This is a genomic window from Streptomyces sp. NBC_01006 (genome assembly GCF_045162725.1).
In the GTDB taxonomy this organism is placed as follows: domain Bacteria; phylum Actinomycetota; class Actinomycetes; order Streptomycetales; family Streptomycetaceae; genus Streptomyces.
The window spans coordinates 5,045,719-5,071,564 of sequence record NZ_CP108700.1; the positions used below are offsets into that span (position 1 = coordinate 5,045,719).

The window sequence follows — 25,846 nt, forward strand, 5'->3', positions numbered from 1 at the left end:
GTCACAGACTCACATGGCTATCTTCCTCAACAAGGACAGCAAGGTCATCGTCCAGGGCATGACCGGTGCCACGGGCATGAAGCACACCAAGCTGATGCTCGCCGACGGCACCAACATCGTCGGTGGCGTGAACCCGCGCAAGGCCGGCACGACCGTCGACTTCGACGGCACCGAGGTCCCGGTCTTCGGCTCCGTCGCCGAGGCGATGAAGGAGACGGGCGCCAACGTCTCCGTCCTCTTCGTCCCGCCGGCCTTCGCCAAGGCCGCCGTCGTCGAGGCCATCGACGCCGAGATCCCGCTGGCCGTCGTCATCACCGAGGGCATCGCGGTGCACGACTCCGCCGCCTTCTGGGCGTACGCGACCGCCAAGGGCAACAAGACCCGGATCATCGGCCCGAACTGCCCGGGTCTGATCACCCCCGGCCAGTCCAACGCCGGCATCATCCCGGGCGACATCACCAAGCCGGGCAAGATCGGTCTCGTGTCCAAGTCCGGCACGCTGACCTACCAGATGATGTACGAGCTGCGCGACATCGGCTTCACCTCCGCCGTCGGCATCGGTGGCGACCCGGTCATCGGCACCACGCACATCGACGCCCTGGAGGCCTTCGAGGCCGACCCGGACACCGAGCTCATCGTCATGATCGGCGAGATCGGCGGCGACGCCGAGGAGCGTGCGGCGGACTTCATCTCGAAGAACGTCACCAAGCCGGTCGTCGGCTACGTCGCGGGCTTCACCGCCCCCGAGGGCAAGACCATGGGCCACGCCGGCGCCATCGTCTCCGGCTCCTCCGGCACCGCGCAGGCCAAGAAGGAGGCCCTTGAGGCCGCCGGCGTCAAGGTCGGCAAGACGCCGACCGAGACGGCCAAGCTCGCGCGCGAGATCCTGAACGCCGCGAAGTAACGCTTGCCGCTGCCGTACGCGTGCGTACGGCTGTACGGGCGTGGCCCGCATCCCCGAGTGAGGGTGCGGGCCACGCCCGTTTCCGTCGGCTATTCGAGGCTGGGGGCGAGCCGCTCGGGCCGGTGGGCGGGGTGCGCGCGGAGCCTCTCGCGCAGCTGCCGGGTCTCGTCGGTGAGCCGCTGGGGGCCGGCGAGCGGGGGGACCCCGGAGACGCTCGCGCCGGGCGCGATGGGCGGCTCGTACTGGCGGGGCGCGGTCGCGGTGGTGTACGCGGTCGCGACGGCGATCACGGCGGTCAGGCCGAGGAACGCGCGGGTCAACCGCGTGGCGCGGTACTCGGCGGCGAAGCGTACGGCGGCTGCGGGGCGGGGTTCCAGCGGGACGGCCGGAGTGACCGCGCCGAGCCGCTCGCGCAGCATCGCGGACTGCTTCTCGGCAGGCGCGGCGGCCAGTTCCGGGATGCGGTCGGCGAGGGCGGCGTGCGCGTGCAGGAGCCGGTTGCCGGCGGTGGGGGTGCTGGCCTCGGTCTCGGCGGCGGTGTCGGGCAGGTCGAGGCCGACGCCGTCGTAGAGCAGGACGGTACGGCGGTGGGCCGGCGGGAGCGCCAGCATGGCGTCCATCAGGATCCGGTCGGCGGGGGCGGCGGGGGCCTTGTCGGGGTGCTTGTGGGCGCGGCGGAACCCGTGCCAGGGGGAGAGGGCGTACTCGTACGCGGCCGCGCGCACCCAGCCGACGGGGTCGGGATCGACGGCCACCTCCGGCCACCGCGCCCAGGCCTGCTGGAACGCCTGCTCGACGGCCTCTTGGGCGAGCCGGCGGCGGCCGGTGAGCAGGTACGCCTGCCGCGCGAGCGCGGGCGCGGCGTACTGGTACAGCGCATCGAACACGGCCCCGGGCCCCGGGGGTCCGGGCGCCACGGCCGCCTGCCCGGGCTCCTCGGGTACGGCCTCCCCGGAGGGGGCCTCCTCGGGTACGGCCTCCTCGGGTACGGCCTCCCCGGAGGCGGCCTCCTGCCCGGGCCCCTCCTGCCGGGGCCCCTCCGGGGCGGCCGTCGCGGTCCCGGCCGTGGTGGCTCCGGTGGGGGCCTGTCCGCAGGCCTCGCCGGGCGCGGGCCCGTGGCTCTCCGGGCCGGACGGCGGGGGCTGCTCGCACGCCTCCGCTTCGGCGGGGGTGGGGTACGGCGGCGGGGTGGATGGGCCGGAAGTGGCGGGACCGGGTGTGCCGATGGCCCTGGCGGTGGCTCTGACGGTGAACTTCGCCTCGTGGCGGGGCGTGGCCGTCGGCGGCATCGCGGCCCGCTTTGCCGCGACCGGCGGCCGGGTCCGCGGCCCGTGCCCGCTCATGCCGAAGGGCCGCATGGCCCCGGGCATGCGCACCGCGGCCCCGCCGGCCGAGGTCCCGCCGGGGACCGCCTCCGCGGGGTCCTGTGCTCCCGCCGCCTCCGTGACCGTCGCCTCGGCGGGGGCCGGAGCGAGGGTGTTCAGGAAAGCGGTGTACGCCTCGCGTTTGCGGCCTCGGGGGTGGGTGCGGCCCGATTCCCAGGAGCGGACCGTAGCGGCCCTGACGCCCACCGCCGTCGCGACGGCCTCGTGCGTCAGGCCGGCCGCCTCGCGCAGTCCGCGGCGTTCCTTGGGCGAGGGGAGCCTCGGCTCCTCGACGCTCTCTGTCATGCCACACTCCCCGTGACCTGCCGACAGACCTGGGCGAAAAAGTACATAAAACGTATATTGAGCGACACCACGGGCATTCGCCTGTTACCCGCCGATAGCGCGTGTCGTTGGCACCATGGCGGGGTGACCCAAGTGACCGAACGCGGGACCCCGTTGCCGGCGGCCCTCCGGGCCCCCGCCGGGCGGCGCCGTTCGCCTGCCGCCGCCGCCTGCGTGCTGGGCGGGGCCGTCGCCGCCGGGCTCGGGCTCGGCTTCCTCGCCGTGCTCGTCATCGTGCTCTGGATCAGCTCCCCGTACCCCGACAGCGGCCCCGGCGGCGCCCTGCACCTGGCCGCCGGGCTCTGGCTGCTCGCCCATGGGACCGAGCTCGTCCGGTACGACACCCTCTCCGGCGTGCCGGCCCCCGTCGGCGTGACCCCGCTGCTGCTCGTCGCGCTGCCCGCCCTGCTCATGCGCCGGGCGGCACGGCTCGGCAGCGCCCCCGGCGACGGCGGGGACGGGGAGGAAGTGCTGCCCGCCTCCGCCGTCTTCTCCGCCGTGACCTGCGGATACCTCTGCGTCGGCTCCCTCGCCACCGTGTACGCGGCCGCCGGGCCCATGCCCGCCGACCCCCTCAGCGCCGCCTGGCACGTCCCGCTCGTCGCGGTGCTCGCCGCCGCCGGTGGGGTCTGGGCGGCCAAGGGTCGTCCGGTCGGGCCGCTTCCGCACTGGGTTCCGGGAGCCGTGCGCCGGGCCGCCGCCCGCCCCCGCTACCCCCTGGCGCTGCGCGCCGGAGCTGCCGGGGCCCTCGTCCTGCTGGGCGGCGGCGCGCTGCTCGTCGGGGCTTCGCTCGCCTGGCACGCAGCCGAGGTCCAGGCGTCCTTCCTGGCGCTGACCGGGGTCTGGTCCGGCCGCTTCGCGGTCCTGCTCCTCGCCCTCGCGCTGCTCCCGAACGCCGCGGTCTGGAGCGCGGCCTACGCCCTCGGTCCCGGCTTCGCCCTCGGCGCCGGAGCGACCGCGACCCCGCTCGGCTTCGCCGGTTCGCCCGCTCTGCCCAGGTTCCCGCTGCTGGCGGCGCTGCCACCGGAGGGGCCCGGGACCCTGCTGACCTGCGCGACCGGCGGGGTGCCGCTGCTGGCCGGGCTGGCAGTCGGGTGGTTCGCCGTACGCCGGGCGCGTGAAGTCTCGTACAAGGAAACCGCCCTGACGGCGGCTCTGGGAGCCCTGGTGTGCGGGCTGCTGCTGGCCGGGCTCGCGGCGGCCTCCTCGGGGCCGCTCGGCTCGCGGGGGCTGGCGAGCTTCGGCCCCGTGTGGTGGGCGACCGGCGCGGCGGCCTTCGCCTGGACCCTGCTCCTGGCGGTGCCGGTCGCGGTGGCGGTGCACTCCTGGCGGACCCGGCCCGCCCGGCAGGCGGAGGCCCTCGCGCTGGACGTAGAGGACGAGTGGCACGACAGCGGCGTACGGGAACTGCGCTGGGAGGCCCTGCGCCGGGCGGCGGGTGCCCTGATCCCGGACCTGGCCCAGGAGCCGCCGCGGACCGGGGCCCCGGCGCCGCCGGTCGCCACCGCACCCAGACCGCCGCGCCGGCTCACCGTCGTGACGGGGCTTCACCTGGACCTGACGCCGAGGGACCTGACGCCGAGGGACCTGACGCCGAGGGACCTGACGCCGAGGGACCTGACACCGACGGACCTGACGCCGATTCCGATTCCGGCGAAACCGGCCGGGGCGCCGCCCCGGCCCCTCGTCCCGCCGGTGGCCGGCGCCCGCGTCATGGCCCGCCGCAAGCCCCCGGCCTGAAAGCCGCTCCTACTGCTGGACCTTGAGGATCTTGCCCAGCACGTTGTCCGGCAGCAGGTTGTTGCACTGCAGCTCCGCCGATTTCGTGAGGGCGTCCTCACGGCAGACGTAGAAGTCCTTGTAGGCCAGCTGCAAGCCGTACGAGCTCAGCGCCAGCAGGATCGCCAGCGAGGCCGTGACCAGTCCGCCGATCGCCGCCGTCCGCTGCGGGCGCGCCGCCGGCCCGAGGGCCGCCAGGCCCCCCTGAGGAGCGGGGGCGGGGGCGGAAGCGCGGCCCGTCAGGGCGTCCACGGCGGACGCGGACGTGGACGCGGCCACCGCGGGCTTCCCGCGCAGCCCGCTGATCCCCCAGTACAGGGCGAGCGCGCCGAGCAGCAGTCCCACCGACGGGATTCCGAAGATCCCGAAGAAGAAGCCCCACATGCCCGCCAGCAGCGCGTACCGGGCGCGCCGCTGGATCGGGTCCGTCGGGTCCCAGCGCGCCGGCCCGCCGGGGCCGGATCCGGGGTCCTCGCCCGGGCGGCCGCCGCCGTCGCCGTCGTCGCCACTGCTGCGCGGCTGCCACGGCTGGTCGGGCCGGCCCTCCGGGGGAGCCGCGAAGGGGTTGTCGTCGGTGGAGGAGTCGGGCTGGCGGCGATCCGGCATCGAGTGCGTTACTTCCCCTGTGTCGTGGGCGTCCGAAGACGTCCTGGGCCTCGCGAGCGGCGTGCGTCGAAGGGCTGTTGACGTGCGGCACGGTGCTGCGCACCGCGCCGTATGCGGCTTGTATGCCAGACGCTACCCCTCGCCCGTCCCCCCGTCCCTCGGGGGCCGTGCGGTGTGCCGGTATCGTTGCAGGCGTTCGGCGGCTTCGTAGGGTCACCCGTATTTCGGGGCGCCCTGCTTTCGTCTGATCACACAAGATGTACGGAAGTACGTGAAGTACGTATGGACGCATTCCCGCAGAAAGGGCCTCCCATGGCCGCCTCCCGCCTGGTCGTGCTGGTCTCCGGTTCCGGCACCAACCTCCAGGCCCTGCTCGACGCCATCGACGCCCACCCCGGCGGAGCCGAGGGCTTCGGCGCCGAAGTCGTCGCCGTGGGGGCCGACCGCGAGAACATCGCCGGCCTGGAGCGGGCCGAGAAGGCCGGGATCCCCACCTTCGTGTGCCCGGTGAAGGCGTACGCGACCCGCGAGGAGTGGGACGCCGCCCTCACCGAGGCGACCGCCGCCCACGCGCCGGACCTCGTCGTGTCCGCCGGGTTCATGAAGATCGTGGGCGCCTCGTTCATCGGCCGCTTCGGCGGCCGCTTCGTCAACACGCACCCCGCCCTCCTTCCGGCCTTCCCGGGGGCCCACGGCGTACGGGACGCCCTCGCCTACGGCGCGAAGGTCACGGGCTGCACGGTCCACTTCGTGGACGCCGGCGTGGACACCGGTCCGATCATCGCCCAGGGTGTGGTCGAGGTCCGGGACGGGGACGACGAAGACGCTCTGCACGAGCGCATCAAGGAAGTCGAGCGCCAGCTGCTCGTCGACGTCGTGGGGCGCCTGGCCCGGCACGGCTACCGCATTGAGGGACGAAAGGTAACGATCCAGTGACCGCCGTAGAGAGCAGCACCACCTCGTCGAGCTCGTCGAAGCGGCCGATCCGGCGCGCGCTCGTCAGCGTCTACGACAAGACGGGACTGGAGGAGCTGGCCCGCGGCCTGCACGAGGCGGGCGTCGCGCTCGTCTCCACCGGCTCCACCGCCTCCAAGATCGCCGCGGCCGGCGTGCCCGTCACCAAGGTCGAGGAGCTCACCGGCTTCCCCGAGTGCCTGGACGGCCGGGTCAAGACCCTGCACCCGCGCGTGCACGCCGGCATCCTCGCCGACCTGCGCCTGGAGGACCACCGCAGCCAGCTCGCCGAGCTCGGCATCGAGCCCTTCGACCTGGTGATCGTCAACCTCTACCCGTTCCGGGAGACCGTCGCCTCCGGCGCCACCCCCGACGAGTGCGTCGAGCAGATCGACATCGGCGGCCCGTCGATGGTCCGCGCCGCCGCCAAGAACCACCCCTCGGTCGCCGTCGTCACCAGCCCCGCCCGGTACGCCGACGTCCTCGCCGCGGCCCAGGGCGGCGGCTTCGACCTCACCGCGCGCAAGCGGCTGGCCGCCGAGGCCTTCCAGCACACCGCCGCGTACGACGTCGCCGTGGCCTCCTGGTTCACGAACGCGTACGCCCCGGAGCCGGAGGCCGTGCTCCCCGAGTTCCTGGCCGGCGCCTGGGACCGCAAGTCCACCCTCCGCTACGGCGAGAACCCGCACCAGGCCGCCGCCCTCTACACGGACGGCCGGCCGGGCGGGCTCGCCAACGCCGAGCAGCTGCACGGCAAGGAGATGTCCTTCAACAACTACGTGGACACCGAGGCCGCCCGCCGCGCCGCGTACGACCACGACGAGCCCTGCGTCGCGATCATCAAGCACGCCAACCCGTGCGGCATCGCCGTCGGCGCGGACGTCGCCGCCGCGCACCGCAAGGCGCACGCCTGCGACCCGCTGTCGGCCTTCGGCGGCGTCATCGCCGTCAACCGCCCGGTGACCGTCGAGCTCGCCGAGCAGGTCGCGGAGATCTTCACCGAGGTCATCGCCGCCCCCTCCTACGAGGACGGCGCGGTCGAGGTCCTGGCCAAGAAGAAGAACATCCGCGTCCTCAAGGTCGACGGCACCCCGCACCAGCCGGGCGACCTGAAGCCGATCTCCGGCGGCGCGCTGCTCCAGCAGAGCGATCTCTTCCAGGCCGAGGGCGACGACCCGGCGAACTGGACCCTCGCCACCGGCGACGCCCTCTCCCCGGAGGAGCTCGCCGAGCTCGCCTTCGCGTGGAAGGCCTGCCGGGCCGTCAAGTCCAACGCGATCCTGCTCGCCAAGGACGGCGCCTCGGTCGGCGTCGGCATGGGCCAGGTCAACCGCGTGGACTCGGCGAAGCTGGCCGTCGAGCGGGCGGGCGCCGAGCGCGCGCAGGGCTCGTACGCCGCCTCCGACGCCTTCTTCCCGTTCCCGGACGGGCTGGAGATCCTGACCGCCGCGGGCATCAAGGCCGTGGTCCAGCCGGGCGGTTCGGTCCGTGACGAGCAGGTCGTCGAGGCCGCGAAGGCGGCCGGCGTGACCATGTACTTCACCGGGACCCGGCACTTCTTCCACTGAGCCGGACCCCGAGCACGGCGAAGGCCGCCACCCACTGCGGGTGGCGGCCTTCGCCGTGCTGCCGAGGTCCGTACGAGGTCCGTACGAGGACGGTACGGGGATCAGTAGCGCGGACGGTTGAACCAGGCCACCGAGTCCTTGTTGACCGCGGCGATCAGGATGACCACGCCGATGGCGAGGCCGATCACGCCGCCCGCCATCGAGGGGCCCGCGGCACCGTTGTTGCTCATGGTCGCGAAGTTGGAGACGCTGCTGAGCAGGAAGAGGACGGAGTACACGATCGTCGTGATCCGCGTGGCGTTGCCGCCCTTGCCGAACTTCACGCCGAGGACGATCGCCCACACGGCGAAGGCGATGGCGACCAGGGCGATGGCGGCGATCACGCCGGCGGCCATCTGGCCCGAGCTGCTGCTGCCGTAGCCGCTGGAGTCGGCGCTGGAGATGAAGACCGCCCCGAGCAGGGCGAACGCGCCGACGATCAGCTGAATGGCCGCGATGATGAAGAGGAGCACGCGCGCGGTCTTCAGCAGACCCGGCATCTGCATGGGCATGCCCGGGTAGCCGCCGGGGCCGGCCGGGTAGCCCTGGTTCGGGTAGCCGTAGCCGGGCTGGCCCTGCGGGGCCTGCTGAGGGTAGGCGTAGCCGCCCTGGGGCGGGATGCCCTGCGGGGCCTGGTTCGGGTAGCCGTAACCGCGCTGGCCCTGCGGGGCCGGCGGCTGCTGCTGCCCGTACGGGTTGTTCGGGTCGCCGAAGCTCATCTTGGGGTGTTCCTCCGTGGAAGTGCGGGGACGCACGGCACGCACGGAGGAATCACTGCGATGTGCGGTCCGCCCCCCGGCACTGCCCGCGGCACTCTTTCCGTCATCGTGGGCCGATCGGGGCGGAGTTGTCCAGCCACGGCGCGCCGGACCGGTCACTTGTTGTGCAAGTGCAATGAACGGGTCAAGCCCGGTACGGAGTGCCCGACCGGGCCCCGCGACTGGAAGCGAAGCCGGTCCATCCGGGAGGATGGGGCCATGACCGCCCAGATTCTCGATGGCAAGGCCACCGCCGCCGCGATCAAGTCCGAACTGACCGCCCGCGTGGCGGCGCTCAAGGCCCGGGGCATCACCCCCGGCCTCGGCACCCTGCTGGTCGGCGACGACCCGGGCAGCCGCTGGTACGTCAACGGCAAGCACAAGGACTGTGCCGAGGTCGGCATCGCGTCCATCCAGCGCGAACTGCCCGCGACGGCTTCTCAGGAAGACATCGAGGCGGTCGTACGGGAACTCAACGCGAACCCGGAGTGCACCGGCTACATCGTCCAACTCCCCCTCCCCAAGGGCATCGACACCAACCGGGTCCTGGAGCTGATGGACCCGGCGAAGGACGCCGACGGCCTGCACCCGATGTCGCTGGGCCGGCTGGTGCTGAACGAGCCGGGCCCGCTGCCCTGCACCCCGTACGGGATCGTGCAGCTGCTGCGCCACCACGGCATCGAGATCAACGGGGCGCACGTGGTGCTCCTCGGCCGCGGCATCACCGTCGGGCGCTCCATGGGCCTGCTGCTGACCCGCAAGTCGGAGAACGCCACCGTCACCCTGTGCCACACCGGCACCCGCGACCTGGCGGCCCAGCTGCGCCAGGCGGACATCATCGTGGCGGCCGCGGGCGTCCCGCACCTGGTCAAGCCGGAGGACGTGAAGCCCGGCGCGGCCGTGCTGGACGTGGGCGTCAGCCGCGACGAGAACGGCAAGATCGTCGGCGACGTGCACCCGGGCGTCGCCGAGGTGGCCGGCTGGATCTCCCCGAACCCGGGCGGTGTCGGCCCGATGACGCGGGCGCAGCTGCTCGTGAACGTCGTCGAGGCGGCGGAACGGACGTCGAACAGTGCGGGCTGAGAACGAAGCGGAGGCGGGGACCGGCGCCGAGTCCGAGTCCGGCGCCGGGACCGCGGCCGGAGCCGCTGAAGCCGGGGCCGGAGCCGCTGCGGCCGGAGCCGCCGGAGCCCGGGCCGCCGGGACCGCCGCCGGCGCCGGCGGCGCGGCCGAAGCGGCCGCCCCCGACGCCGCGAAGTCGCGCCGCTTCCCCTCCATCACCAAGGACACCGCCCGCCCCGAGGGCCACGGCCGGGCCGCGCCCGGCGACGCCCTCGCGGCCCGCCAGTGGCCGATGCTCAGCGTGCTCGCCGCCACCGCGGTCGGGCTGCTCCTGACGGCGCTGGGCCACCCCCGCATCGGCTGCCTGGTGATGGGCGTGGCCCTGATCGCGGCCTCCGTGCTGCGGCGCGTACTGCCGCAGGTGGGCATGCTCGCGGTGCGCTCGCGCTTCACGGACATGGTCACGTACGGGCTGCTGGGCGTGGCGATCACCCTGCTCGCGCTGGTGATGGAGCCCAAGCCGGTGCTGCACCTGCCGTTCCTGGAGAGCGCGGTCCGCTTCACCGTCCGCTGAGCCGACCTGACCCGACCCGAGGACCTGACGTACTCGTACCCGCTCGTACACCCGTCCGGCGGTGTCCGACGGTCGAAAAGAGCGGGGAAATCCCCCTCCACACCTTCGAACTCCCGGTCCGTGTGCCCTGCACCACACGGACCGGGGGATTGGGTCGCCGGAAGGTCGGATAGCCTGACGCCGGATGTCTCTTCACGTCAAGATTCGCAGGGGAGCGGCGTCCGCCAGCACATGGGGCAGCGACGCCCCACCGCCAGCTGTCTAACGGAGAAGGCCATGACCCGCACTCCCGTGAATGTCACCGTCACCGGCGCCGCCGGCCAGATCGGCTACGCGCTGCTCTTCCGCATCGCGTCCGGCCACCTGCTCGGCGCGGACGTGCCGGTCAAGCTCCGCCTCCTGGAGATCCCCCAGGGCATGAAGGCCGCCGAAGGCACCGCCATGGAGCTCGACGACTGCGCCTTCCCGCTGCTCAAGGGCATCGACATCTTCGACGACCCGAACGCGGGCTTCGAGGGTGCGAACGTCGCCCTGCTCGTGGGCGCCCGCCCGCGCACCAAGGGCATGGAGCGCGGCGACCTGCTCTCCGCCAACGGCGGCATCTTCAAGCCGCAGGGCAAGGCCATCAACGACCACGCCGCGGACGACATCAAGGTCCTCGTCGTCGGCAACCCGGCCAACACCAACGCGCTCATCGCGCAGGCCGCCGCCCCGGACGTACCGGCCGAGCGCTTCACCGCGATGACCCGCCTCGACCACAACCGCGCGATCTCGCAGCTGGCCGCCAAGACCGGTGCCGCCGTCTCCGACATCAAGCGCCTCACCATCTGGGGCAACCACTCGGCGACCCAGTACCCGGACATCTTCCACGCGGAGATCGCCGGCAAGAACGCCGCCGAGCTCGTCAGCGACGAGCTGTGGCTCGCCGACACCTTCATCCCGACCGTCGCCAAGCGCGGCGCCGCGATCATCGAGGCCCGTGGCGCGTCCTCGGCCGCCTCCGCCGCGAACGCCGCCATCGACCACGTCCACACGTGGGTCAACGGCACCGCCGCGGGCGACTGGACCTCGATGGGCATCCCGTCGGACGGCTCCTACGGCGTCCCGGAGGGCATCATCTCCTCCTTCCCCGTCACCACCAAGGACGGCAAGTACGAGATCGTCCAGGGCCTGGACATCAACGAGTTCTCCCGTGCGCGCATCGACGCGTCCGTGGCGGAGCTCGTCGAGGAGCGCGACGCGGTCCGCGAGCTCGGCCTGATCTGAGCGGCCTGATCCGACCGGCCCGACGGGCCCCGGCCGACGACCCGGCCGCCCCGTCGACCCGGTGGATCCGACCCCGCACCACCTGAAAGGCCCCGGCGTGCGCGCCGGGGCTTTTTGGCGTGAAGTGCCCTGTCCCGCGTACCCCGCGCGCCGTACGGTTGCCCTCCTCCCGAGCGAGGAGAACACGTGAGTGGCACACCCGACGGCAGGGCCCCCGTGGACCCGGTGGCGACAGAGGCGGGACGTCTGCTGTGCGCCGGCGCCTATCTCGACCCCGCCTACCGCGACCGGGTGATCGAGGAGCTGTACGTCCACGAGGAACGGTTCCCGGCGCCCTCCTACGGGTTCGACGCCGCCCGCGTCCTCGCCCACGCCCTGCGCGCCCTGCGCACCGAAGTGGCCTGGTCGGCGGCCATCGTCGCGGTGTGGGGCCTCGGTCTCCTCCTCACCCGCGCGTTCTTCCTCTTCCTGCTCGTCCCCGCGCTGCTGCTGAGCGGGGCCGGCCGGATCAAGAAGCGCCGCGAGCGGACCGGCCGCGGCGCCCGGGGCTTCGAATGGATCCTGCGCGGCTGCGCCGCCTTCCTCCTCGGCCGGATCCTGTGGGGCGTGCTCCGCGGGTTCTTCACGGACGACGCGGGCGGCGGAGGGAGCCCGGACCTGAGCTACCTCGGCGAGTACCTCGGGCACGTCCTCCAGGCCGACCCGCTCGGCATCTTCATGGAGGTGCCCAGGATCGGCCAGTACTACGGGGAGGCCTACGCCTGGACGGTCGTCCTGATCGCGGTGCTGGTCACGGTGCTCGTCTACTTCCAGCGCGGGCACTTCGCGCAGACCATCAACTCCTCCCTCAGCCGCGCGCACTACGCGGACTGGGAGGCCGATCCGGTCGGGGGCCCGCGCTTCCACCGGGCCCAGGACCGGATCCTGCGCATGCAGCACGCGCAGGTGGTCCTGTACGACATCGACAACCCCTTCTGCGGGGCCGGCCAGGCCCGTCTGCCGTGGCAGCTGACGGTGGAACTGCGCCCGCGCGCCGGAGCGGGAGCCCGCCGCCTCGACAACGCGGGGATCATCGAGCGGATCCGGCCCAAGCTGGAGGCCCTGCGGGTCCCCTCGCCGGGCGGCCCCGACGGGGCGGGGGCGAGCGTGCTGGACCGGCTGCGCGAGCTGGTCATCGACGAGTGCGTGTTCCTGCCGGCCGCCGGACTGCCCGACGTGGACGCGGTCGACGTGTCCGAGGAGGCGTTCGCCGAACACCGCGCCGCGGCGGTCGAGGAAGGCGGCGAGCGGCGCCGGCACTTCCTGCGCGTCCGGATCGGCGGCTGGGACGAGAACCTCGTCATCACCGTCTTCATCCGGGTCCACACGCAGGGCGGCATGCTGATGCTGGAGGTCGCCCCGCACGTGCTGCTGCCGGTGCGCCCCGATTTCCAGCGCGCCGACGACATCGCCCGCCGCCACCGCCGCAACACCCCCCTCGCCAAGGTGCTGCTGGCCGTCAGCAACGCCCCCGGCTCGCTGGGCGTGGCCCTCGCCACCCTCGGCGGGGCCTGCCGGGTCCCGTGGCGGCTGGCGACCGCCGGGCACGGCGTCGCGTACGCCGCGGGGCCGGCCGCGTCCGTACGCGAACTCGCCTCGCAGCGGGAGCTGTCGCTGTTCCAGCTGATGGACCTGGACCGGTACGTGAAGACCATCCAGGAGCGCATCGTCGGCGGGGTGACGCAGGCGCTGCACGACGCCGGCTGGCACACCGAGGAGTTCGCGGAGCGCGCGGTCAACGTCGCGGAAGGCGGGGTGTTCATCCAGTCGGTGAGCAACAGCGCCTTCGGCATCAACGGAGTGAGCCACAACAGCACGGTGAACCAGGGCACGGACAAGTCGGACCGGAAGGACGGGCGCGTGCGCACGGGCAAGGAGAGCAGAAGTGGCCAATAGCGGAGGCGGAGGCGAAGGCGCCGGACTGCCCTCGGTGCGGATCGGCGACGTACGGGGCAGTGCCTTCAGCATCGGCGGCACGGACGTCAGCAACAGCACGGTCAACCACGGCGGTACGGGGACCGAAGCCGGTGCGGCCGGGCCGACCGCGCAGGAGCTGCTGGAGGCCGTACGAGACCTCCGCGCGGCCCTCGTACGGCTGCCCCGGAGCGACGGGAGGGCCGCCCTCGACGCCGAACTGGACGAGGCCGCAGAGGAGTTGGAGTCGGCGACGGGCGGCGAGGAGGTCAGGCCGGGCCTGCCCGCCCGGCTGCGCGGGGCGCTGGAACGGTGGGCTCCGCTGGTGGACTCGGTGAGCGCGGCCACCGCGCTGGCCGCCCTGCTGACCTCGTTCGGGGGGTGATCCGTGGCCCCGGGGAGCGGCCCCGCCCGCTGGAACCCGCAGTCGCAGCAGTGGGAGCGCGGGGAGGATCCGGAGCCGGGGCCCGAGGGGCCGAAGCTCCCGCCGAAGCCCGCCTACCCGCCGGGCACGGAGCCACCGGACCCGCAGGACGCGGACGCCCCGGCCGACACCCCGCAGAACGCCCCGGCCGACGCCCCGCCCGCGCGGCGCACGGGGCGCCGGTGGCGGCTCCGGCTGGGGATCGCGATCGGCGTGGCGGTCGCCGCCGGCGGGGCCGCGCTGGCCGCCTCGTACCTGATGGCGGCCCCCGCGGGCCCGCCCGACGGCTACAAGGTGCTGCGCAGCGCCGGGTCGGGTTTCCAGGTCGCGGTCCCGGACGACTGGCAGCTCAGCACGTCGGAGAGCGGGAGCGCGGCCGGCACGGTGTTCCGCCCCGAGCAGGGCAGCGACAGCCTGCTCCAGGTCTTCCGGGTCACCGGAGGCCCCGACAACCCGTGCGAGGTCCTGGTCGAGGGCACCAAGGAGCTGAGCTCCCGGGAGGGGTACCGGCGGATCTCGCTCGAACCGGTGGACACCACCGGCTGCGAGATCGTCTACGAGGTCCCCGACGGGGGCACGAACGGGACCGTGCACGCCATCGGGCGGCTCGCCGTCGCGTCCGGCGGCAGCCGCTGGGTGCTGATGGGCTTCGGCCCGGCCACCGAGCCCAAGGTCGTCCGCACGCGCATGGCGGCGGCCCTGGGCTCGTTCCGGGCGGACTGAGGGCGGTCGTCGGTCCGCCCGTGCGTCCGTCCGCCTGCTACTTGAACATGCCCGGCGTGTAGTGGCCCGGGACCATGCGCGTGGTGACCGCGAAGCGGTTCCAGACGTTGATCGTCGCGATCACGGCGATCAGGTGCGAGAGCTCCTTCTCGTCGAAGTGCTTCGCGGCCTTCTCGTACACCTCGTCGGGAACGAAACCGTCGGTCAGGACGGTCACGGCCTCGGTCAGCTCGATCGCGGCCACTTCCTTCTCGGTGTAGAAGTGGCGCGACTCCTCCAGGGCGGTGAGCTGGATGATCCGCTCGACGCTCTCGCCCGCGGCGATGGCGTCCTTGGTGTGCATGTCCAGGCAGAACGCGCAGTGGTTCAGCTGCGAGGCGCGGATCTTGACCAGTTCGATCAGGGCCGGGTCCAGGCCCTTCCTCGCGGCCATCTCCAGGCTCACGATCGCCTTGTAAACCTCGGGTGCGTGCTTGGCCCAGCCCATGCGGGGGGTGTGCTCGGGTGCGTGTGCGGTGGTGTCTTCGTACGTGGTGGTCATGTGTCCACTTTAAGAAGCAGGCGGCCCGCCCGTATGGTCCATATCCATGACGGATTCATGGGCCACTTTCGATGCCGGGGCGGAGGGCGCGGGCGGCGGTGCCGGTTCCGATTTCGGCGCTGACCTGCATCTGGACCTCTCCGCCGGGCGCGGCCTGCGCGCCGGGCTCGTCGAGGCGCTGCGCGAGGCCGCGCGCAGCGGGCGGCTGGCGCCCGGGACCCGGCTGCCGTCCTCGCGCACCTTCGCCGCCGACCTCGGGATCGCGCGGAACACGGTCGCGGAGGCGTACGCCGAGCTCGTCGCCGAGGGCTGGCTGACGGCCCGCCAGGGCTCGGGCACCCGGGTCGCGGAACGGGCCCGGCCGCTGCGGCCCGCGGGGTCCGCCCGGGTCCGCCACCCCGCGCCCAAGCGGCACTCGTACAGCCTGGTGCCCGGTACCCCGGACCTGGGCGCCTTCCCGCGCGCCGCCTGGCTGACGGCGGCCCGGCGGGCGCTGACGGACGCGCCGAACGAGGCCTTCGGGTACCAGGTCGACGCGCGCGGCCGGGTGGAGCTCCGGGAGGCGCTCGCCGGGTACCTGGCCCGGGCGCGCGGGGTGTACGCGGACCCGGAGCGGATCGTGCTGTGCGCGGGGTTCGCGCACGCGCTGATGCTGCTGGCCGGGGTGTTGCGGGCGCGCCGGGTCCGGGACGTGGCGGTGGAGGGGTACGGCCTCTACATGCACCGGGACACGCTGACGCGGGCGGGGCTGCGGACCCGGCCGCTCGCGGTGGACGACGCGGGCGCCCGGACGCAGGACCTGTCCGGGGCGGTGGGCGCGGGCACCGGGGCGGTGCTGCTGACCCCCGCGCACCAGTTCCCCACCGGGGCGGCGCTGACCCCGGCCCGCCGGGCGGCGGCGGTCGACTGGGCCCGGAGTACGGGCGGGCTGATCGTGGAGGACGACTACGACGGGGAGTTCCGTTACGACGGCCAGTCGGTGGGCGCGCTCCAGGGACTGGATCCGGACCGGGTCGTGTACCTCGGTACGGCGAGCAAGTCGCTCGCGCCGGGGCTGCGGATGGGGTGGATGGTGGTGCCGCCGGGGCTGCTGGACGAGGTCGTCGCGGCGAAGGGCCGGACCGACTGGACGTCGAGCGCGGTGGACCAGCTGACGCTGGCGGAGTTCATCCGGTCCGGGGCGTACGACCGGCACGTACGCGGCATGCGGCTGCGCTACCGGAGGCGCCGGGACGAGCTGGTCGCGGCGGTTTCCGGCCGGGTGGCGGTGTCGGGCATCGCGGCGGGCCTGCACGCGGTGCTGGACCTCCCGGCGGGGACCGAGGCCGCGGCCCTGCGGGCCGCGGCCTGGCAGGACCTGGCGGTGGTACCCCTGTCCTTCTTCGCCCACCCGGACGCGGAACTCCCTCGGCGGGAAGCGCTGGTGGTCGGCTACGGCACCCCGCCGACGAGCGCCTGGTCGGCGACGCTGACGGCCCTGCTCGCCGCTCTGCCGTAGCGGCCACCCCCTAGGCCGGCGCCGGCTCGGCGTTCGGGGGCTCGCCGAAGCGGGCCAGCGCCAGGGCTCCGACCACCGCCACCGCGAAGCCGAGGACCGCGAGCCAGGCCAGGCCCTCGCGGGTGCTGTCGCCGAGCCAGACCACGCCCACCACCGCCGGGCCGATCGTCTCGCCGAGCACCATGCCGGCCGTGGCCACCGTCACCGAGCCGCGCTGGAGGGCCGAGGTGAGCAGCAGGAACGCCGCGCCCCCGCCCAGCAGCAGTGCGTACAGCGCCGGGTTCGCCAGCGACGCGAGCGAGATGTCGTCGATGAGGCGGACCGCCACCTCCACCACCCCGAACCCCGTCCCCGCCGCCAGGCCGAGGACCAGCGCCCGCGACCGGTCCGGGAGCCCCCCGGCCACGAACCCCACCAGCAGCACCAGTCCCGCCACTCCCAGCAGTCCCAGCTTCAGCGCGAACGACCCCGTCCCCGAGCCCTCCTCGCCCGACGCCAGCGCCAGCATCGCCAGCCCCGCGCACACCACCCCCACCGCGCCCCACTCGGCCCCGCTCAGCCGTACGTGCAGCAGCCGCGAGGAGACCACCGCCGTCACCGCGAGGCTCGCCGCCAGCGCCGCCCCCACCGTGTAGATCGGGATGTGCCGCAGCGCCACGATCTGGAGGACGAACCCGGCCGCGTCCAGCCCCAGGCCCGCCACGTACCGCCACTGCCGGGCCGCCCTCAGCAGCAGCGCCGCGTCCACCCCGGATCCGGTCCCCGGCTCCGCCGCCCGCGCGGCCATCGCCTGCAGCACCGACGCCGTACCGAAACAGACCGCCGCACCGAGCGCGCAAACCATCCCAAGGAGCACGAAATGACTCTAGATCATGGAGGTCATGAGGGGGTTTCGACGGCCGGATTCCATCGGTCCGATGCCCCGTTCTAGTCTGTCCGCCATGGACGACAGCAGTACGAGCAGCAGCAACCCCACCGGCACCACCCGACGCCGCATGCGCTCCGGCGGCGTCGCCCTCGGCGGCATGGGCCTGCTCGCCGCCGCCCTCGTGGCCTGCGGCAGCAGCAGCGAGCCCGACAGGCGCTGCGCGGACCGCGTCACCCTGGAGAAGCTGAACACCAAGGAATGCAAGAGCGGCGGCCGCGGCGCGTACTACTACGGCGGCTCCGTCGCGTCCAACAACCGCGTCGGCGGCGGCAGCTTCGACAAGTCCGCCGTCACCCGCGGCGGCATCGGCGGCAGCCACAAGAGCTCCTCGGGCGGCTGATCCAGCGTGCAGCGCCACACCATCGAGCCGCGCCCCGACTGGCAGAAGACCGTCGAGGAGCAGGGGCTGATCTATCCCCTCACCCGCTACCCCGACGACTCCCTGCGCCCCTACTGGGACGAGAGCGCGTACTACTCCTTCTCGCTGCCCGAGGTGGAGGCGCTGGAGAACGTCGTCGAGGAGCTGCATGCCATGTGCCTGGCCGCGGCCGCGCACATCGTCGAGCACGACCGCTTCGCCGACCTCGGCATCACCGATGCGCGCCTCGCGCGGCTCATCGCCGAGTCCTGGCGCCGGCGCGCCGAACAGCCCTCCCTCTACGGCCGGTTCGACCTGCGCTACGACGGCTCCGGCAACCCGGCCAAGATGCTGGAGTACAACGCCGACACCCCGACCTCCCTCGTGGAGGCGGCCAGTCCGCAGTGGTTCTGGATGGAGGAGCGCTTCCCCGGCGCCGACCAGTGGAACTCCCTCCACGAGCGGCTCGTCGAGGCCTGGCGCCGCCAGGCGGAACTGCTGCCGGCCGGCCCGCTGCACTTCGCGCACTCCGAGACCGACGAGCTCGGCGAGGACCTGATGACGGTCGCCTACCTCCAGGAGACCGCCGAGCAGGCGGGCCTGGAGACGGAGGCGCTGTCCGTCGAACAGATCGGCTGGGACAGCCTGTCGGGCCGGTTCGTCGACCAGAAGCTCGGCTTCATCCGCGGCTGCTTCAAGCTCTACCCGTGGGAGTGGCTGGCCACCGACGCCTTCGGCCCGCAGGTCCTGGGCACGTACGACCACGGTGGCGGCTCCGGGACCACCACCTGGATCGAGCCGCTGTGGAAGATGCTGCTGTCCAACAAGGCGCTGCTGGCGATCCTGTGGGAGCTCTTCCCGGAGCACCCGAACCTGCTGCCCGCCTACCTCGACGGCCCGCGCGAGCTCGCGGAGACCACCGGGTACGCCGCGAAGCCGCTGCTGGGCCGCGAGGGCGCCGGGGTCACCCTGCACCCGGCCGGCGGCGAAGAGCCGTTCACGCCGGCCGAGGGGGAGACGTACGTCTTCCAGGGCCTGGCCCCGCTCCCCGACTTCGACGGCAACCGCGTGGTGCTCGGCGCCTGGGTCGTCGAGGAGGAGGCGGCGGGTCTGGGCATCCGCGAATCGGCGGGCCCGGTCACGGACGAGTACGCCCGCTTCCTGCCCCACGTCATCCTGTGACCGCACCGCCGGGGGCGCGGCCGCGCCCCCGGCGGGATGCCGTCAGCCCGCGGCCAGCACCTCCCGCAGCTGGTCCAGGCCCCAGTCCAGGTCCTCCTTGCTGATCACCAGCGGGGGCGCGATGCGGATCGTCGCCCCGTGGGTGTCCTTGACCAGGACGCCCCGCTCCATCAGCCGCTCCGAGATCTCCCGGCCCGTGCCGTGCGCCGGGTCGATGTCGACGCCCGCCCACAGCCCGCGCCCGCGTACGGCGGTCACCGCACCCCCGCCGACCAGCAGGTTCAGCTCCCGGTGCAGGTGGTCGCCGAGCTCGGCGGCGTGCTGCTGGTGCTCGCCGGAGCGCAGCATCGCGATCACCTCCAGGGCGACCGCGCAGGCCAGCGGGTTGCCGCCGAAGGTGGAGCCGTGCTCGCCGGGCCGGAACACCCCGAGCACGTCCCGGTCGGCGACCACGGCCGAGACCGGGACCACGCCGCCGCCCAGCGCCTTGCCGAGGATGTACACGTCCGGTACGACGTCCTCGTGCTCGCACGCGAAGGTCTTGCCGGTCCGGCCCAGCCCCGACTGGATCTCGTCCGCCATGAACAGGACGTTCCGCTCGCGCGTGAGCTCCCGTACGCCCTGGAGGTAGCCGGCGGGCGGCACCAGCACCCCGGCCTCGCCCTGGATCGGCTCCAGCAGCACGGCCACGGTGTTGGCCGTGACGGCCGCCGCCAGCGCGGTGAGGTCCCCGTACGGAACGATCTCGAACCCGGGGGTGTAGGGCCCGTAGTGGTCGCGCGCCTCGTGGTCCGTCGAGAAGCTCACGATGGTCGTCGTACGGCCGTGGAAGTTGTTGGCCGCGACCACGATCTTGGCCTGCCCGTCCGGGACGCCCTTGACCTCGTAACCCCACTTGCGGGCCGTCTTCACCGCCGTCTCCACGGCCTCCGCGCCCGTGTTCATCGGCAGCACCATCTCCTTGCCGCACAGCGCGGCGAGCTCGCTGCAGAAATCGGCGAACCGGTCGTGGTGGAAGGCCCGCGAGGTGAGGGTGACCCGCTCCAGCTGCGCCTTGGCCGCATCGAGCAGACGGCGGTTGCCGTGGCCGAAGTTGAGCGCCGAGTAGCCCGCGAGCATGTCCAGGAACCGGCGGCCCTCCACGTCGGTCATCCACGCGCCTTCCGCGGTCGCCACGACGACGGGCAGCGGGTGGTAGTTGTGCGCGCTGTGCGCCTCGGCGGAGCGCAGGGCTTCAGCAGTTGTCGACACGGGGTCTCCGATCGTCGGGGGCGGGCGTGATGGAGGTGATGCGGGTGATGGAGGTGACGGGGGTGTCGTCACCTGCGTCACGTCACCTTGTATACGGCTATACGTCGCTCGTATACCGGACGGGGAAACCTTTCTTGTGGACCGCCCGCTAAGGTGAGCGGTACGCACGGCGACTGGCGTACGGAGAACCAACTCCGGGGGAGTCGTGCGCGCACGACCGCATACAGGGCCGCTCGCCTGGGCCTCGCGGGGACGAGATCTGACATCGACCCCGGAGGAGCCGCCATGAGCGCGAGCCGCCACCCCGCCCTGACCGCCGTCGACCCCGAGCTGGCGTCCTTCGTCGCCGCCGAGGAGACCCTGCAGGCGGAGACCCTGCGCCTGATCCCGAGCGAGAACTACGTGTCCGCCGCCGTGCTCGAAGCCTCCGGCACGGTGCTGCAGAACAAGTACAGCGAGGGCTATCCGGGCCGTCGCTACTACGAGGGCCAGCAGAACATCGACCGCGTCGAGGCGCTGGCCGTCGAGCGGGCGAAGGGCCTGTTCGGCGTGGACCACGCCAACGTCCAGCCGTACTCCGGCTCTCCGGCGAACCTCGCGGTGTACCTGGCCTTCGCGAAGCCGGGCGACACGGTCATGGGCATGGCCCTGCCGATGGGCGGGCACCTGACGCACGGCTGGGGGGTCTCGGCGACGGGATCCTGGTTCCGGGGCGTCCAGTACGGGGTGTCCGCGGAGACGGGCCTGATCGACTACGACGCCGTGCGCGAGCTCGCGCTGGCGGAGCGCCCGAAGATCATTTTCTGTGGCGGTACTGCGCTCCCGCGCACCATCGACTTCGAGGCGTTCGCCTCGATCGCCCAGGAGGCGGGCTCGGTCCTCGTCGCCGACGTGGCGCACATCGCGGGCCTGATCGCGGGCGGGGCGCACCCGTCGCCGGTCGGGCACGTGGACGTGGTCTCCACGACCACGCACAAGACGCTGCGCGGACCGCGGGGCGCGATGCTGATGTGCCGCGAGGAGCACGCGAAGGCCATCGACAAGGCGGTCTTCCCGGGCCTCCAGGGCGGCCCGCACAACCAGACGACGGCGGGCATCGCGGTGGCCCTGCACGAGGCGGCGCAGCCGTCGTTCGTGTCGTACGCGCACGCGGTGGTCGCCAACGCGAAGGCGCTGGCGGCGGCCCTGCTGGCCCGCGGCTTCGACCTGGTGTCGGGCGGTACGGACAACCATCTGATCCTGATGGACCTGACCTCGCGCGGGGTGCCGGGCAAGGTGGCGGCCAAGGCGCTGGACCGCGCCGGCATCGTGGTGAACTACAACACGGTCCCGTTCGATCCCCGCAAGCCCTTCGACCCGTCGGGCATCCGCATCGGCACCCCTTCGCTGACCTCGCGGGGCCTGGGGACGGACCACATGCCGCTGGTGGCGGAGTGGATCTCCCGGGCCGTGGACGCCGCCGCGAAGCAGGACGAACCGGCCCTGGCCGCCATCCGCACCGAGGTGGCGGACCTGATGTCGGCCCACCCGGCCCCGGGCCTCCCGCTGTCCTGACCCGTCCCCCGACCCGTCAAACCCCCGGGGCTCCGCCCCGGGGGTTTCGGACAGGTGGGGACCACCGTGGCCGCCGTACCTGAGAGAATGAAGCCATGGCTTCTGATCGTCCTCGCGCGCTCTCCGGCATCCAGCCCACCTCCGGCTCGTTCCACCTCGGGAACTACCTCGGAGCCATCCGCCAGTACGTCGCCCTGCAGGAGACGCACGACGCGTTCTACATGGTCGTCGACCTGCACGCGATCACCATGCCGCAGGATCCGAAGGATCTGCGCGCCAATACCCGCCTCTCCGCGGCGCAGCTGCTCGCCGCCGGTCTCGACCCGGACCGCTGCACGCTCTTCATCCAGAGCCACGTGCCCGAGCACGCGCAGCTCGGCTGGGTCATGAACTGCATCACCGGCTTCGGCGAGGCCAGCCGGATGACGCAGTTCAAGGACAAGTCCGCCAAGGGCGGCGTCAACAACGCCACCGTCGGCCTGTTCACGTACCCGATCCTCCAGGTCGCCGACATCCTGCTCTACCAGGCCAACGCCGTGCCCGTCGGCGAGGACCAGCGCCAGCACATCGAGCTGACCCGCGACCTGGCCGAGCGCTTCAACCAGCGCTACGGCCGGACCTTCACGCTCCCCGCCGCGCACATCGTCAAGGAGGTCGCGAAGATCTACGACCTCCAGGACCCCTCGATCAAGATGTCGAAGTCCGCGTCCTCCCCCAAGGGCCTGATCAACCTCCTCGACGAGCCCAAGGTCACCGAGAAGAAGATCAAGAGCGCGGTCACCGACACCGAGGCCGAGGTCCGCTTCGACACCGAGAACAAGCCCGGCGTCAGCAACCTGCTCACGATCTACTCCACCCTCACGGGGGAGTCGATCCCGGCCCTGGAGACCCGCTACGAGGGCAAGGGCTACGGCGCGCTCAAGACGGACCTGGCCGGTGTGATGGTCGATTTCGTCACACCGTTCAAGCAGCGCACCCAGGAGTACCTGGACGACCCGGAGACCCTGGATTCCATCCTGGCCAAGGGCGCGGAGAAGGCCCGCGCGGTCGCCGCCGAGACCCTGGCGCAGGCCTACGACCGCCTCGGTCTGGTGCCCGCCAAGCACTGACCGCCGGAGGCCCTGGCAATCCGGGGGGTGCTGGCCCCACACTGGGTCGGCAGGACCCGTACGCAACCCGTACACACCAGACGACGGACCGGACGACGGAGGAGACATACGTGGGGACCGTAACGCTCGGCGTTTCGATCGCGGTCCCGGAGCCGTACGGCAGCCAGCTCCAGCAGCTGCGCGCCGGCTTCGGGGACGTTGCCGCCCACGGCATCCCCACGCATGTCACTCTCGTCCCGCCCACCGAGGTGGAGGCGGACCGGCTGGCGGAGGTCAGGGCCCACCTGGCCGAGGTCGCCGCCGCCTTCGGCCCCTTCGGGATGCGGCTGGCGGGCACGGGAACCTTCCGCCCGCTCTCGCCGGTCGTCTTCGTCCAGGTCGTCGAGGGCGGTACGGGCTGCACCCGGCTCCAGGGCCTGGTCCGCGACCCGGACGGGCCGCTCAGCCGCGAGCTGGCGTTCCCGTACCACCCGCACGTCACGGTCGCCCACGGGATCTCCGAGGAGGCGATGGACCTGGCGTTCGCCACCCTCGCCGACTACGCGGCGCAGTGGACCTGCACCGGCTTCGCGCTCTACGAGCAGGGCTCGGACGGGGTCTGGCGCAAGCTGCGTGAATACCCTTTCGGCACCGGCCCGATCGCCGGAGTCCCGGCGCAGTTGGGCTCACCGGTCGATGAGGCGGCGCGTGCCGCGGGGCCCGCGGGCGAGACGGCCGTACGGCGCTCCTGACGCAGCGGCCTGAGGGTCTGGCGGGCGTGGAAGCGGAGCGTACGCAGGAGCAGCGTGGGGAAGGGACAGCCCGTCGGAAGCGCTTCGCGAAAAGTCACAATCGACGACCGTAGCGCCCGAAACCGGTAATCCCGGCTATTTCCGTCGCCTCATTTACCGTGACCCCATGGACTGGCTGACGAAACTCCCGGTGATCGGCCCGCTCGTGGTCCGGCTGATGCGGACCCACGCCTGGCGCGCCTACGAGCGCCTCGACCGGGTCCACTGGAGCCGGCTCGCCTCGGCGATCACCTTCATCAGCTTCATCGCGCTCTTCCCGCTGATCACCGTGGCCGCCGTCATCGGCGCCGCACTGCTCAGCCAGGAGCAGCTGGACCGGCTCCAGAAGAACCTCGCCGAGCAGGTCCCCGGCATCTCCGACCAGCTCGACCTCGACGGCCTCGTCGCCAACGCGGGCACGATCGGGCTCGTCGCCGCCGCCCTGCTGCTCGTCACCGGCATCGGGTGGGTCGGCTCGATGCGGGACTGCCTGCGCGCGGTGTGGGAGAAGGACGACGAGGACCAGGGGAACCCCATCGTCCGCAAGGGCAAGGACGGGCTCGTACTCGTCGGCCTCGGGGTCGTGGGCCTGGCCTCTGCGGCGGCCTCGATCCTCGGCTCCAGCGCGGTCGGAAAGTTCGGCGGCTGGCTGGGCGTGCCGCAGCACGGCGCGGGCGGCGCGCTCCTGCGCACCGGCGCCTTCCTCGTCGGAGTCCTCGCCGCCTTCCTGATCCTGCTGTACGTACTGACCCTGCTGCCCGGCGTCGAACCGCCGCGCCACCGCCTGATCCAGGCCGCCCTCCTCGGCGCGGCCGGCTTCGAACTGCTGAAACTGCTGCTCAGCGGCTATATGCGCGGGGTCGCCGCGAAGAGCATGTACGGGGCCTTCGGCGTGCCCGTCGCCCTGCTGATCTGGATCAACCTCATGGCGAAGCTGCTGCTGTTCTGCTCCGCCTGGACGGCCACCCGCGCCGACGCGGACGGCGACGGCGCGGAGGACCCGGAGGACCCGGAGGAGCGGGCGGTGCAGGACGCCCGGGGCAACTAGGACACCCAGGGCGCCTACGACGCCTCGTCGCCGCCGGTGCGGCGACCGCGCGGCCCCCGCGGCCAGCGGCGGTTGACCGCGTACGCCCCGCCCGCGATCACGGCCAGCGCCCCGCCCGCGACCCCGAGCGCGGTGCCGACACCGCCGCCCGCGCCCTCACCGGCCGCCGACGGGGCGTGCTCGTGCGTCTGGGCGGGGGAGCCGATCGAGGAGGTGTCCGCGCTCTTCGGCGGGACCAGCCGGCCCACCGGCTTGACCTTGCCGATCGCCGCGAACCCCCAGTCGAAGAGGTCGGCGGTCTCCTCGTAGACGGAGTTCAGCCCGCCCGAGGCCGGGTTCATCACCGTGACCAGCAGCTTCTTGTTGCCCTGCTGCGCCGCGCCGGTGAAGGTCGAGCCGGCCATGGTCGTGTTGCCGTTCTTCACCCCCGCGATGCCCTTGTACGGGGAGAGCCCGCCGGAGCCCGTCATCAGCCGGTTGGTGTTCTGGATCTCGAAGTACTCCCGCGGCTTCCCGGGCTCCTGGTGCCCCGGGAACTTCGCCTCCGCCGTCCCGCAGTACTCCCGGAAGTCCTGCTTCTGCAGTCCGGAGCGGGCGATGAGGGTGAGGTCGTACGCGCTCGACACCTGCTCCGGGGCGTCGTACCCGTCCGGCGACACCACGTGCGTGTCGAGGGCCTGGAGCTCCTCGGCGTGCGCCTGCATGTCCTTGACGGTCTTGTCGATGCCGCCGTTCATGGCGGCCAGCACGTGCACCGCGTCGTTACCGGAGCGCAGGAACACCCCGAGCCACAGGTCGTGCACCGAGTACTCGTGGTCCTCCTTGACCCCGACCAGGCTGGAGCCCGCGCCGACGCCCTCCATCTCCTGCTCGGTGACCTTGTGGACCTGGTCCTTCGGGAGGCTCGGCAGCACAGTGTCCGCGAAGAGCATCTTCAGGGTGGAGGCCGGGGGCAGCCGCCAGTGCGCGTTGTTGGCGGCCAGCACCTCGCCGGTCTCGGCGTCGGCCACGATCCATGAACGTCCCGACAGGCTCGTCGGCAGCGCGGGGGCCCCGGCGAGGGGGCTCACCTGCACCCCCGGCTTGCCGAGCAGGGCCCCGCCGACGGTGGACATCGACGCCGGCGGCGCGGCCGCGGCCGGGGCCTTGGGCGGCTGCGCCTTCCCGTCCGACGGCGGAGTGGGCGCGGCGTGCGCGGGCACCACGAGCATCGCGGGGACCAGCAGCCCGGCGGAAAGGACCGTCAGCGCGGTCTTCTTGGCAGACACGCAGGTGAAAGTACATCCCG

At 72.9% G+C, this 25,846-nt stretch carries 24 protein-coding genes and 1 riboswitch; of the genes, 17 read left to right on the forward strand and 7 right to left on the reverse strand.

Going from position 1 to position 25,846, the window contains the following annotated elements; all coding sequences use genetic code 11:
* Nucleotides 1–13 precede the first annotated feature (13 nt).
* Complete coding sequence (sucD, locus tag OG509_RS23180; RefSeq protein WP_385584676.1) at nucleotides 14–904, forward strand: succinate--CoA ligase subunit alpha; 891 nt, start codon at nucleotides 14–16, stop codon at nucleotides 902–904.
* An 89-nt stretch (nucleotides 905–993) separates the two neighbouring features.
* Here sucD and OG509_RS23185 read toward each other — a convergent pair whose 3' ends face one another.
* Nucleotides 994–2,574 carry a helix-turn-helix domain-containing protein gene (locus OG509_RS23185; protein ID WP_406184374.1) on the reverse strand — a complete coding sequence of 527 codons (1,581 nt, stop codon included), beginning with the start codon at nucleotides 2,572–2,574 and terminating at the stop codon, nucleotides 994–996.
* Nucleotides 2,575–2,697: 123 nt separating this feature from the next.
* Between OG509_RS23185 and OG509_RS23190 the strand changes: the two genes are divergently transcribed.
* On the forward strand, nucleotides 2,698–4,353 hold the full coding sequence (locus tag OG509_RS23190; protein WP_406184375.1) for a DUF6350 family protein: 1,656 nt from the start codon (nucleotides 2,698–2,700) through the stop codon (nucleotides 4,351–4,353).
* 9 nt (nucleotides 4,354–4,362) lie between these two features.
* On the opposite strand, the gene OG509_RS23195 is transcribed toward OG509_RS23190, so the two are convergent.
* On the reverse strand, nucleotides 4,363–4,998 hold the full coding sequence (locus OG509_RS23195; protein WP_406184376.1) for a hypothetical protein: 636 nt from the start codon (nucleotides 4,996–4,998) through the stop codon (nucleotides 4,363–4,365).
* A 312-nt stretch (nucleotides 4,999–5,310) separates the two neighbouring features.
* Between OG509_RS23195 and purN the strand changes: the two genes are divergently transcribed.
* A complete protein-coding gene (gene purN / locus OG509_RS23200) occupies nucleotides 5,311–5,934 on the forward strand; it encodes a phosphoribosylglycinamide formyltransferase (protein WP_385584685.1) in 624 nt (207 codons plus the stop codon).
* Nucleotides 5,931–7,520: a bifunctional phosphoribosylaminoimidazolecarboxamide formyltransferase/IMP cyclohydrolase gene (gene purH / locus OG509_RS23205; RefSeq protein ID WP_406184378.1), complete on the forward strand. Its 1,590-nt coding sequence runs from the start codon at nucleotides 5,931–5,933 to the stop codon at nucleotides 7,518–7,520. Before purN ends, purH begins: the two co-directional genes overlap by 4 nt.
* A gap of 101 nt (nucleotides 7,521–7,621) precedes the next feature.
* Here the strand turns inward: purH and OG509_RS23210 are convergent, their stop codons facing one another.
* A complete protein-coding gene (locus OG509_RS23210) occupies nucleotides 7,622–8,278 on the reverse strand; it encodes a hypothetical protein (RefSeq protein ID WP_406184379.1) in 657 nt (218 codons plus the stop codon).
* Between the two features lie 258 nt (nucleotides 8,279–8,536).
* Here OG509_RS23210 and OG509_RS23215 point away from each other — a divergent pair, with 258 nt between their 5' ends.
* The 6 genes from OG509_RS23215 (at nucleotide 8,537) to OG509_RS23240 (ending at nucleotide 14,319) form a co-directional block, all read left to right on the forward strand.
* Nucleotides 8,537–9,400, forward strand: a complete 864-nt coding sequence (locus OG509_RS23215; protein ID WP_030154841.1) for a bifunctional methylenetetrahydrofolate dehydrogenase/methenyltetrahydrofolate cyclohydrolase — start codon at nucleotides 8,537–8,539, stop codon at nucleotides 9,398–9,400.
* Nucleotides 9,390–9,953, forward strand: coding sequence for a DUF3017 domain-containing protein (locus OG509_RS23220; protein WP_406184380.1), 564 nt, complete (start codon nucleotides 9,390–9,392; stop codon nucleotides 9,951–9,953). Before OG509_RS23215 ends, OG509_RS23220 begins: the two co-directional genes overlap by 11 nt.
* A 276-nt stretch (nucleotides 9,954–10,229) precedes the next feature.
* Nucleotides 10,230–11,219 (forward strand): malate dehydrogenase, encoded by a 990-nt coding sequence (locus tag OG509_RS23225; RefSeq protein WP_385584700.1) that lies wholly within the window; start codon nucleotides 10,230–10,232, stop codon nucleotides 11,217–11,219.
* A 186-nt stretch (nucleotides 11,220–11,405) separates the two neighbouring features.
* Nucleotides 11,406–13,154: a hypothetical protein gene (locus tag OG509_RS23230; protein WP_406184382.1), complete on the forward strand. Its 1,749-nt coding sequence runs from the start codon at nucleotides 11,406–11,408 to the stop codon at nucleotides 13,152–13,154.
* Nucleotides 13,144–13,557 (forward strand): hypothetical protein, encoded by a 414-nt coding sequence (locus OG509_RS23235; protein WP_406184383.1) that lies wholly within the window; start codon nucleotides 13,144–13,146, stop codon nucleotides 13,555–13,557. The genes OG509_RS23230 and OG509_RS23235 overlap by 11 nt, the downstream gene beginning before the upstream one ends.
* Nucleotides 13,558–13,560: 3 nt before the next feature.
* Complete coding sequence (locus tag OG509_RS23240; protein ID WP_406184385.1) at nucleotides 13,561–14,319, forward strand: hypothetical protein; 759 nt, start codon at nucleotides 13,561–13,563, stop codon at nucleotides 14,317–14,319.
* A 37-nt stretch (nucleotides 14,320–14,356) separates the two neighbouring features.
* On the opposite strand, the gene OG509_RS23245 is transcribed toward OG509_RS23240, so the two are convergent.
* A complete protein-coding gene (locus tag OG509_RS23245) occupies nucleotides 14,357–14,860 on the reverse strand; it encodes a carboxymuconolactone decarboxylase family protein (RefSeq protein ID WP_406184386.1) in 504 nt (167 codons plus the stop codon).
* Between the two features lie 46 nt (nucleotides 14,861–14,906).
* Between OG509_RS23245 and OG509_RS23250 the strand changes: the two genes are divergently transcribed.
* Complete coding sequence (locus OG509_RS23250) at nucleotides 14,907–16,358, forward strand: PLP-dependent aminotransferase family protein (RefSeq protein WP_406184388.1); 1,452 nt, start codon at nucleotides 14,907–14,909, stop codon at nucleotides 16,356–16,358.
* A gap of 10 nt (nucleotides 16,359–16,368) precedes the next feature.
* Here OG509_RS23250 and OG509_RS23255 read toward each other — a convergent pair whose 3' ends face one another.
* Nucleotides 16,369–17,202, reverse strand: a complete 834-nt coding sequence (locus OG509_RS23255) for a hypothetical protein (protein WP_406187651.1) — start codon at nucleotides 17,200–17,202, stop codon at nucleotides 16,369–16,371.
* 97 nt (nucleotides 17,203–17,299) lie between these two features.
* Here OG509_RS23255 and OG509_RS23260 point away from each other — a divergent pair, with 97 nt between their 5' ends.
* Nucleotides 17,300–17,626 carry a hypothetical protein gene (locus OG509_RS23260; protein ID WP_406184389.1) on the forward strand — a complete coding sequence of 109 codons (327 nt, stop codon included), beginning with the start codon at nucleotides 17,300–17,302 and terminating at the stop codon, nucleotides 17,624–17,626.
* Nucleotides 17,627–17,632: 6 nt separating this feature from the next.
* Nucleotides 17,633–18,826: a glutathionylspermidine synthase family protein gene (locus OG509_RS23265; protein WP_406184390.1), complete on the forward strand. Its 1,194-nt coding sequence runs from the start codon at nucleotides 17,633–17,635 to the stop codon at nucleotides 18,824–18,826.
* A gap of 42 nt (nucleotides 18,827–18,868) precedes the next feature.
* Here OG509_RS23265 and rocD read toward each other — a convergent pair whose 3' ends face one another.
* Nucleotides 18,869–20,077 (reverse strand): ornithine--oxo-acid transaminase, encoded by a 1,209-nt coding sequence (gene rocD, locus OG509_RS23270; RefSeq protein WP_406184391.1) that lies wholly within the window; start codon nucleotides 20,075–20,077, stop codon nucleotides 18,869–18,871.
* 159 nt (nucleotides 20,078–20,236) lie between these two features.
* A riboswitch (ZMP/ZTP riboswitch) is annotated at nucleotides 20,237–20,327 on the forward strand.
* A gap of 35 nt (nucleotides 20,328–20,362) precedes the next feature.
* Here rocD and glyA point away from each other — a divergent pair.
* The 4 genes from glyA to OG509_RS23290 all read left to right on the forward strand — a co-directional run bounded on the left by glyA (nucleotide 20,363) and on the right by OG509_RS23290 (nucleotide 24,558).
* Nucleotides 20,363–21,631: a serine hydroxymethyltransferase gene (glyA, locus tag OG509_RS23275; RefSeq protein WP_406184392.1), complete on the forward strand. Its 1,269-nt coding sequence runs from the start codon at nucleotides 20,363–20,365 to the stop codon at nucleotides 21,629–21,631.
* 95 nt (nucleotides 21,632–21,726) lie between these two features.
* Nucleotides 21,727–22,740: a tryptophan--tRNA ligase gene (gene trpS / locus OG509_RS23280; protein ID WP_406184393.1), complete on the forward strand. Its 1,014-nt coding sequence runs from the start codon at nucleotides 21,727–21,729 to the stop codon at nucleotides 22,738–22,740.
* A gap of 110 nt (nucleotides 22,741–22,850) precedes the next feature.
* Complete coding sequence (locus tag OG509_RS23285) at nucleotides 22,851–23,471, forward strand: 2'-5' RNA ligase family protein (protein ID WP_406184395.1); 621 nt, start codon at nucleotides 22,851–22,853, stop codon at nucleotides 23,469–23,471.
* A 166-nt stretch (nucleotides 23,472–23,637) separates the two neighbouring features.
* Nucleotides 23,638–24,558 carry a YihY/virulence factor BrkB family protein gene (locus OG509_RS23290; RefSeq protein WP_406184396.1) on the forward strand — a complete coding sequence of 307 codons (921 nt, stop codon included), beginning with the start codon at nucleotides 23,638–23,640 and terminating at the stop codon, nucleotides 24,556–24,558.
* Nucleotides 24,559–24,572: 14 nt separating this feature from the next.
* Here the strand turns inward: OG509_RS23290 and OG509_RS23295 are convergent, their stop codons facing one another.
* The gene (locus tag OG509_RS23295) at nucleotides 24,573–25,826 is read right to left on the reverse strand and encodes a D-alanyl-D-alanine carboxypeptidase family protein (RefSeq protein ID WP_406184397.1); all 1,254 of its coding nucleotides are present in this window, start codon (nucleotides 25,824–25,826) and stop codon (nucleotides 24,573–24,575) included.
* Between the last annotated feature and the right edge of the window lie 20 nt (nucleotides 25,827–25,846).

Coding starts and splice junctions, on each gene's coding strand:
- sucD (WP_385584676.1), top strand. CDS start 14: ATGGCTATCTTCCTCAACAAGGACAGCAAGGTCATCGTCCAGGGCATG.
- OG509_RS23290 (WP_406184396.1), top strand. CDS start 23,638: ATGGACTGGCTGACGAAACTCCCGGTGATCGGCCCGCTCGTGGTCCGG.
- OG509_RS23215 (WP_030154841.1), top strand. CDS start 8,537: ATGACCGCCCAGATTCTCGATGGCAAGGCCACCGCCGCCGCGATCAAG.
- OG509_RS23250 (WP_406184388.1), top strand. CDS start 14,907: ATGACGGATTCATGGGCCACTTTCGATGCCGGGGCGGAGGGCGCGGGC.
- OG509_RS23245 (WP_406184386.1), bottom strand. CDS start 14,860: ATGACCACCACGTACGAAGACACCACCGCACACGCACCCGAGCACACC.
- OG509_RS23225 (WP_385584700.1), top strand. CDS start 10,230: ATGACCCGCACTCCCGTGAATGTCACCGTCACCGGCGCCGCCGGCCAG.
- OG509_RS23195 (WP_406184376.1), bottom strand. CDS start 4,998: ATGCCGGATCGCCGCCAGCCCGACTCCTCCACCGACGACAACCCCTTC.
- OG509_RS23255 (WP_406187651.1), bottom strand. CDS start 17,202: ATGGTTTGCGCGCTCGGTGCGGCGGTCTGTTTCGGTACGGCGTCGGTG.
- purN (WP_385584685.1), top strand. CDS start 5,311: ATGGCCGCCTCCCGCCTGGTCGTGCTGGTCTCCGGTTCCGGCACCAAC.
- OG509_RS23185 (WP_406184374.1), bottom strand. CDS start 2,574: ATGACAGAGAGCGTCGAGGAGCCGAGGCTCCCCTCGCCCAAGGAACGC.
- OG509_RS23210 (WP_406184379.1), bottom strand. CDS start 8,278: ATGAGCTTCGGCGACCCGAACAACCCGTACGGGCAGCAGCAGCCGCCG.
- trpS (WP_406184393.1), top strand. CDS start 21,727: ATGGCTTCTGATCGTCCTCGCGCGCTCTCCGGCATCCAGCCCACCTCC.
- glyA (WP_406184392.1), top strand. CDS start 20,363: ATGAGCGCGAGCCGCCACCCCGCCCTGACCGCCGTCGACCCCGAGCTG.
- OG509_RS23260 (WP_406184389.1), top strand. CDS start 17,300: ATGGACGACAGCAGTACGAGCAGCAGCAACCCCACCGGCACCACCCGA.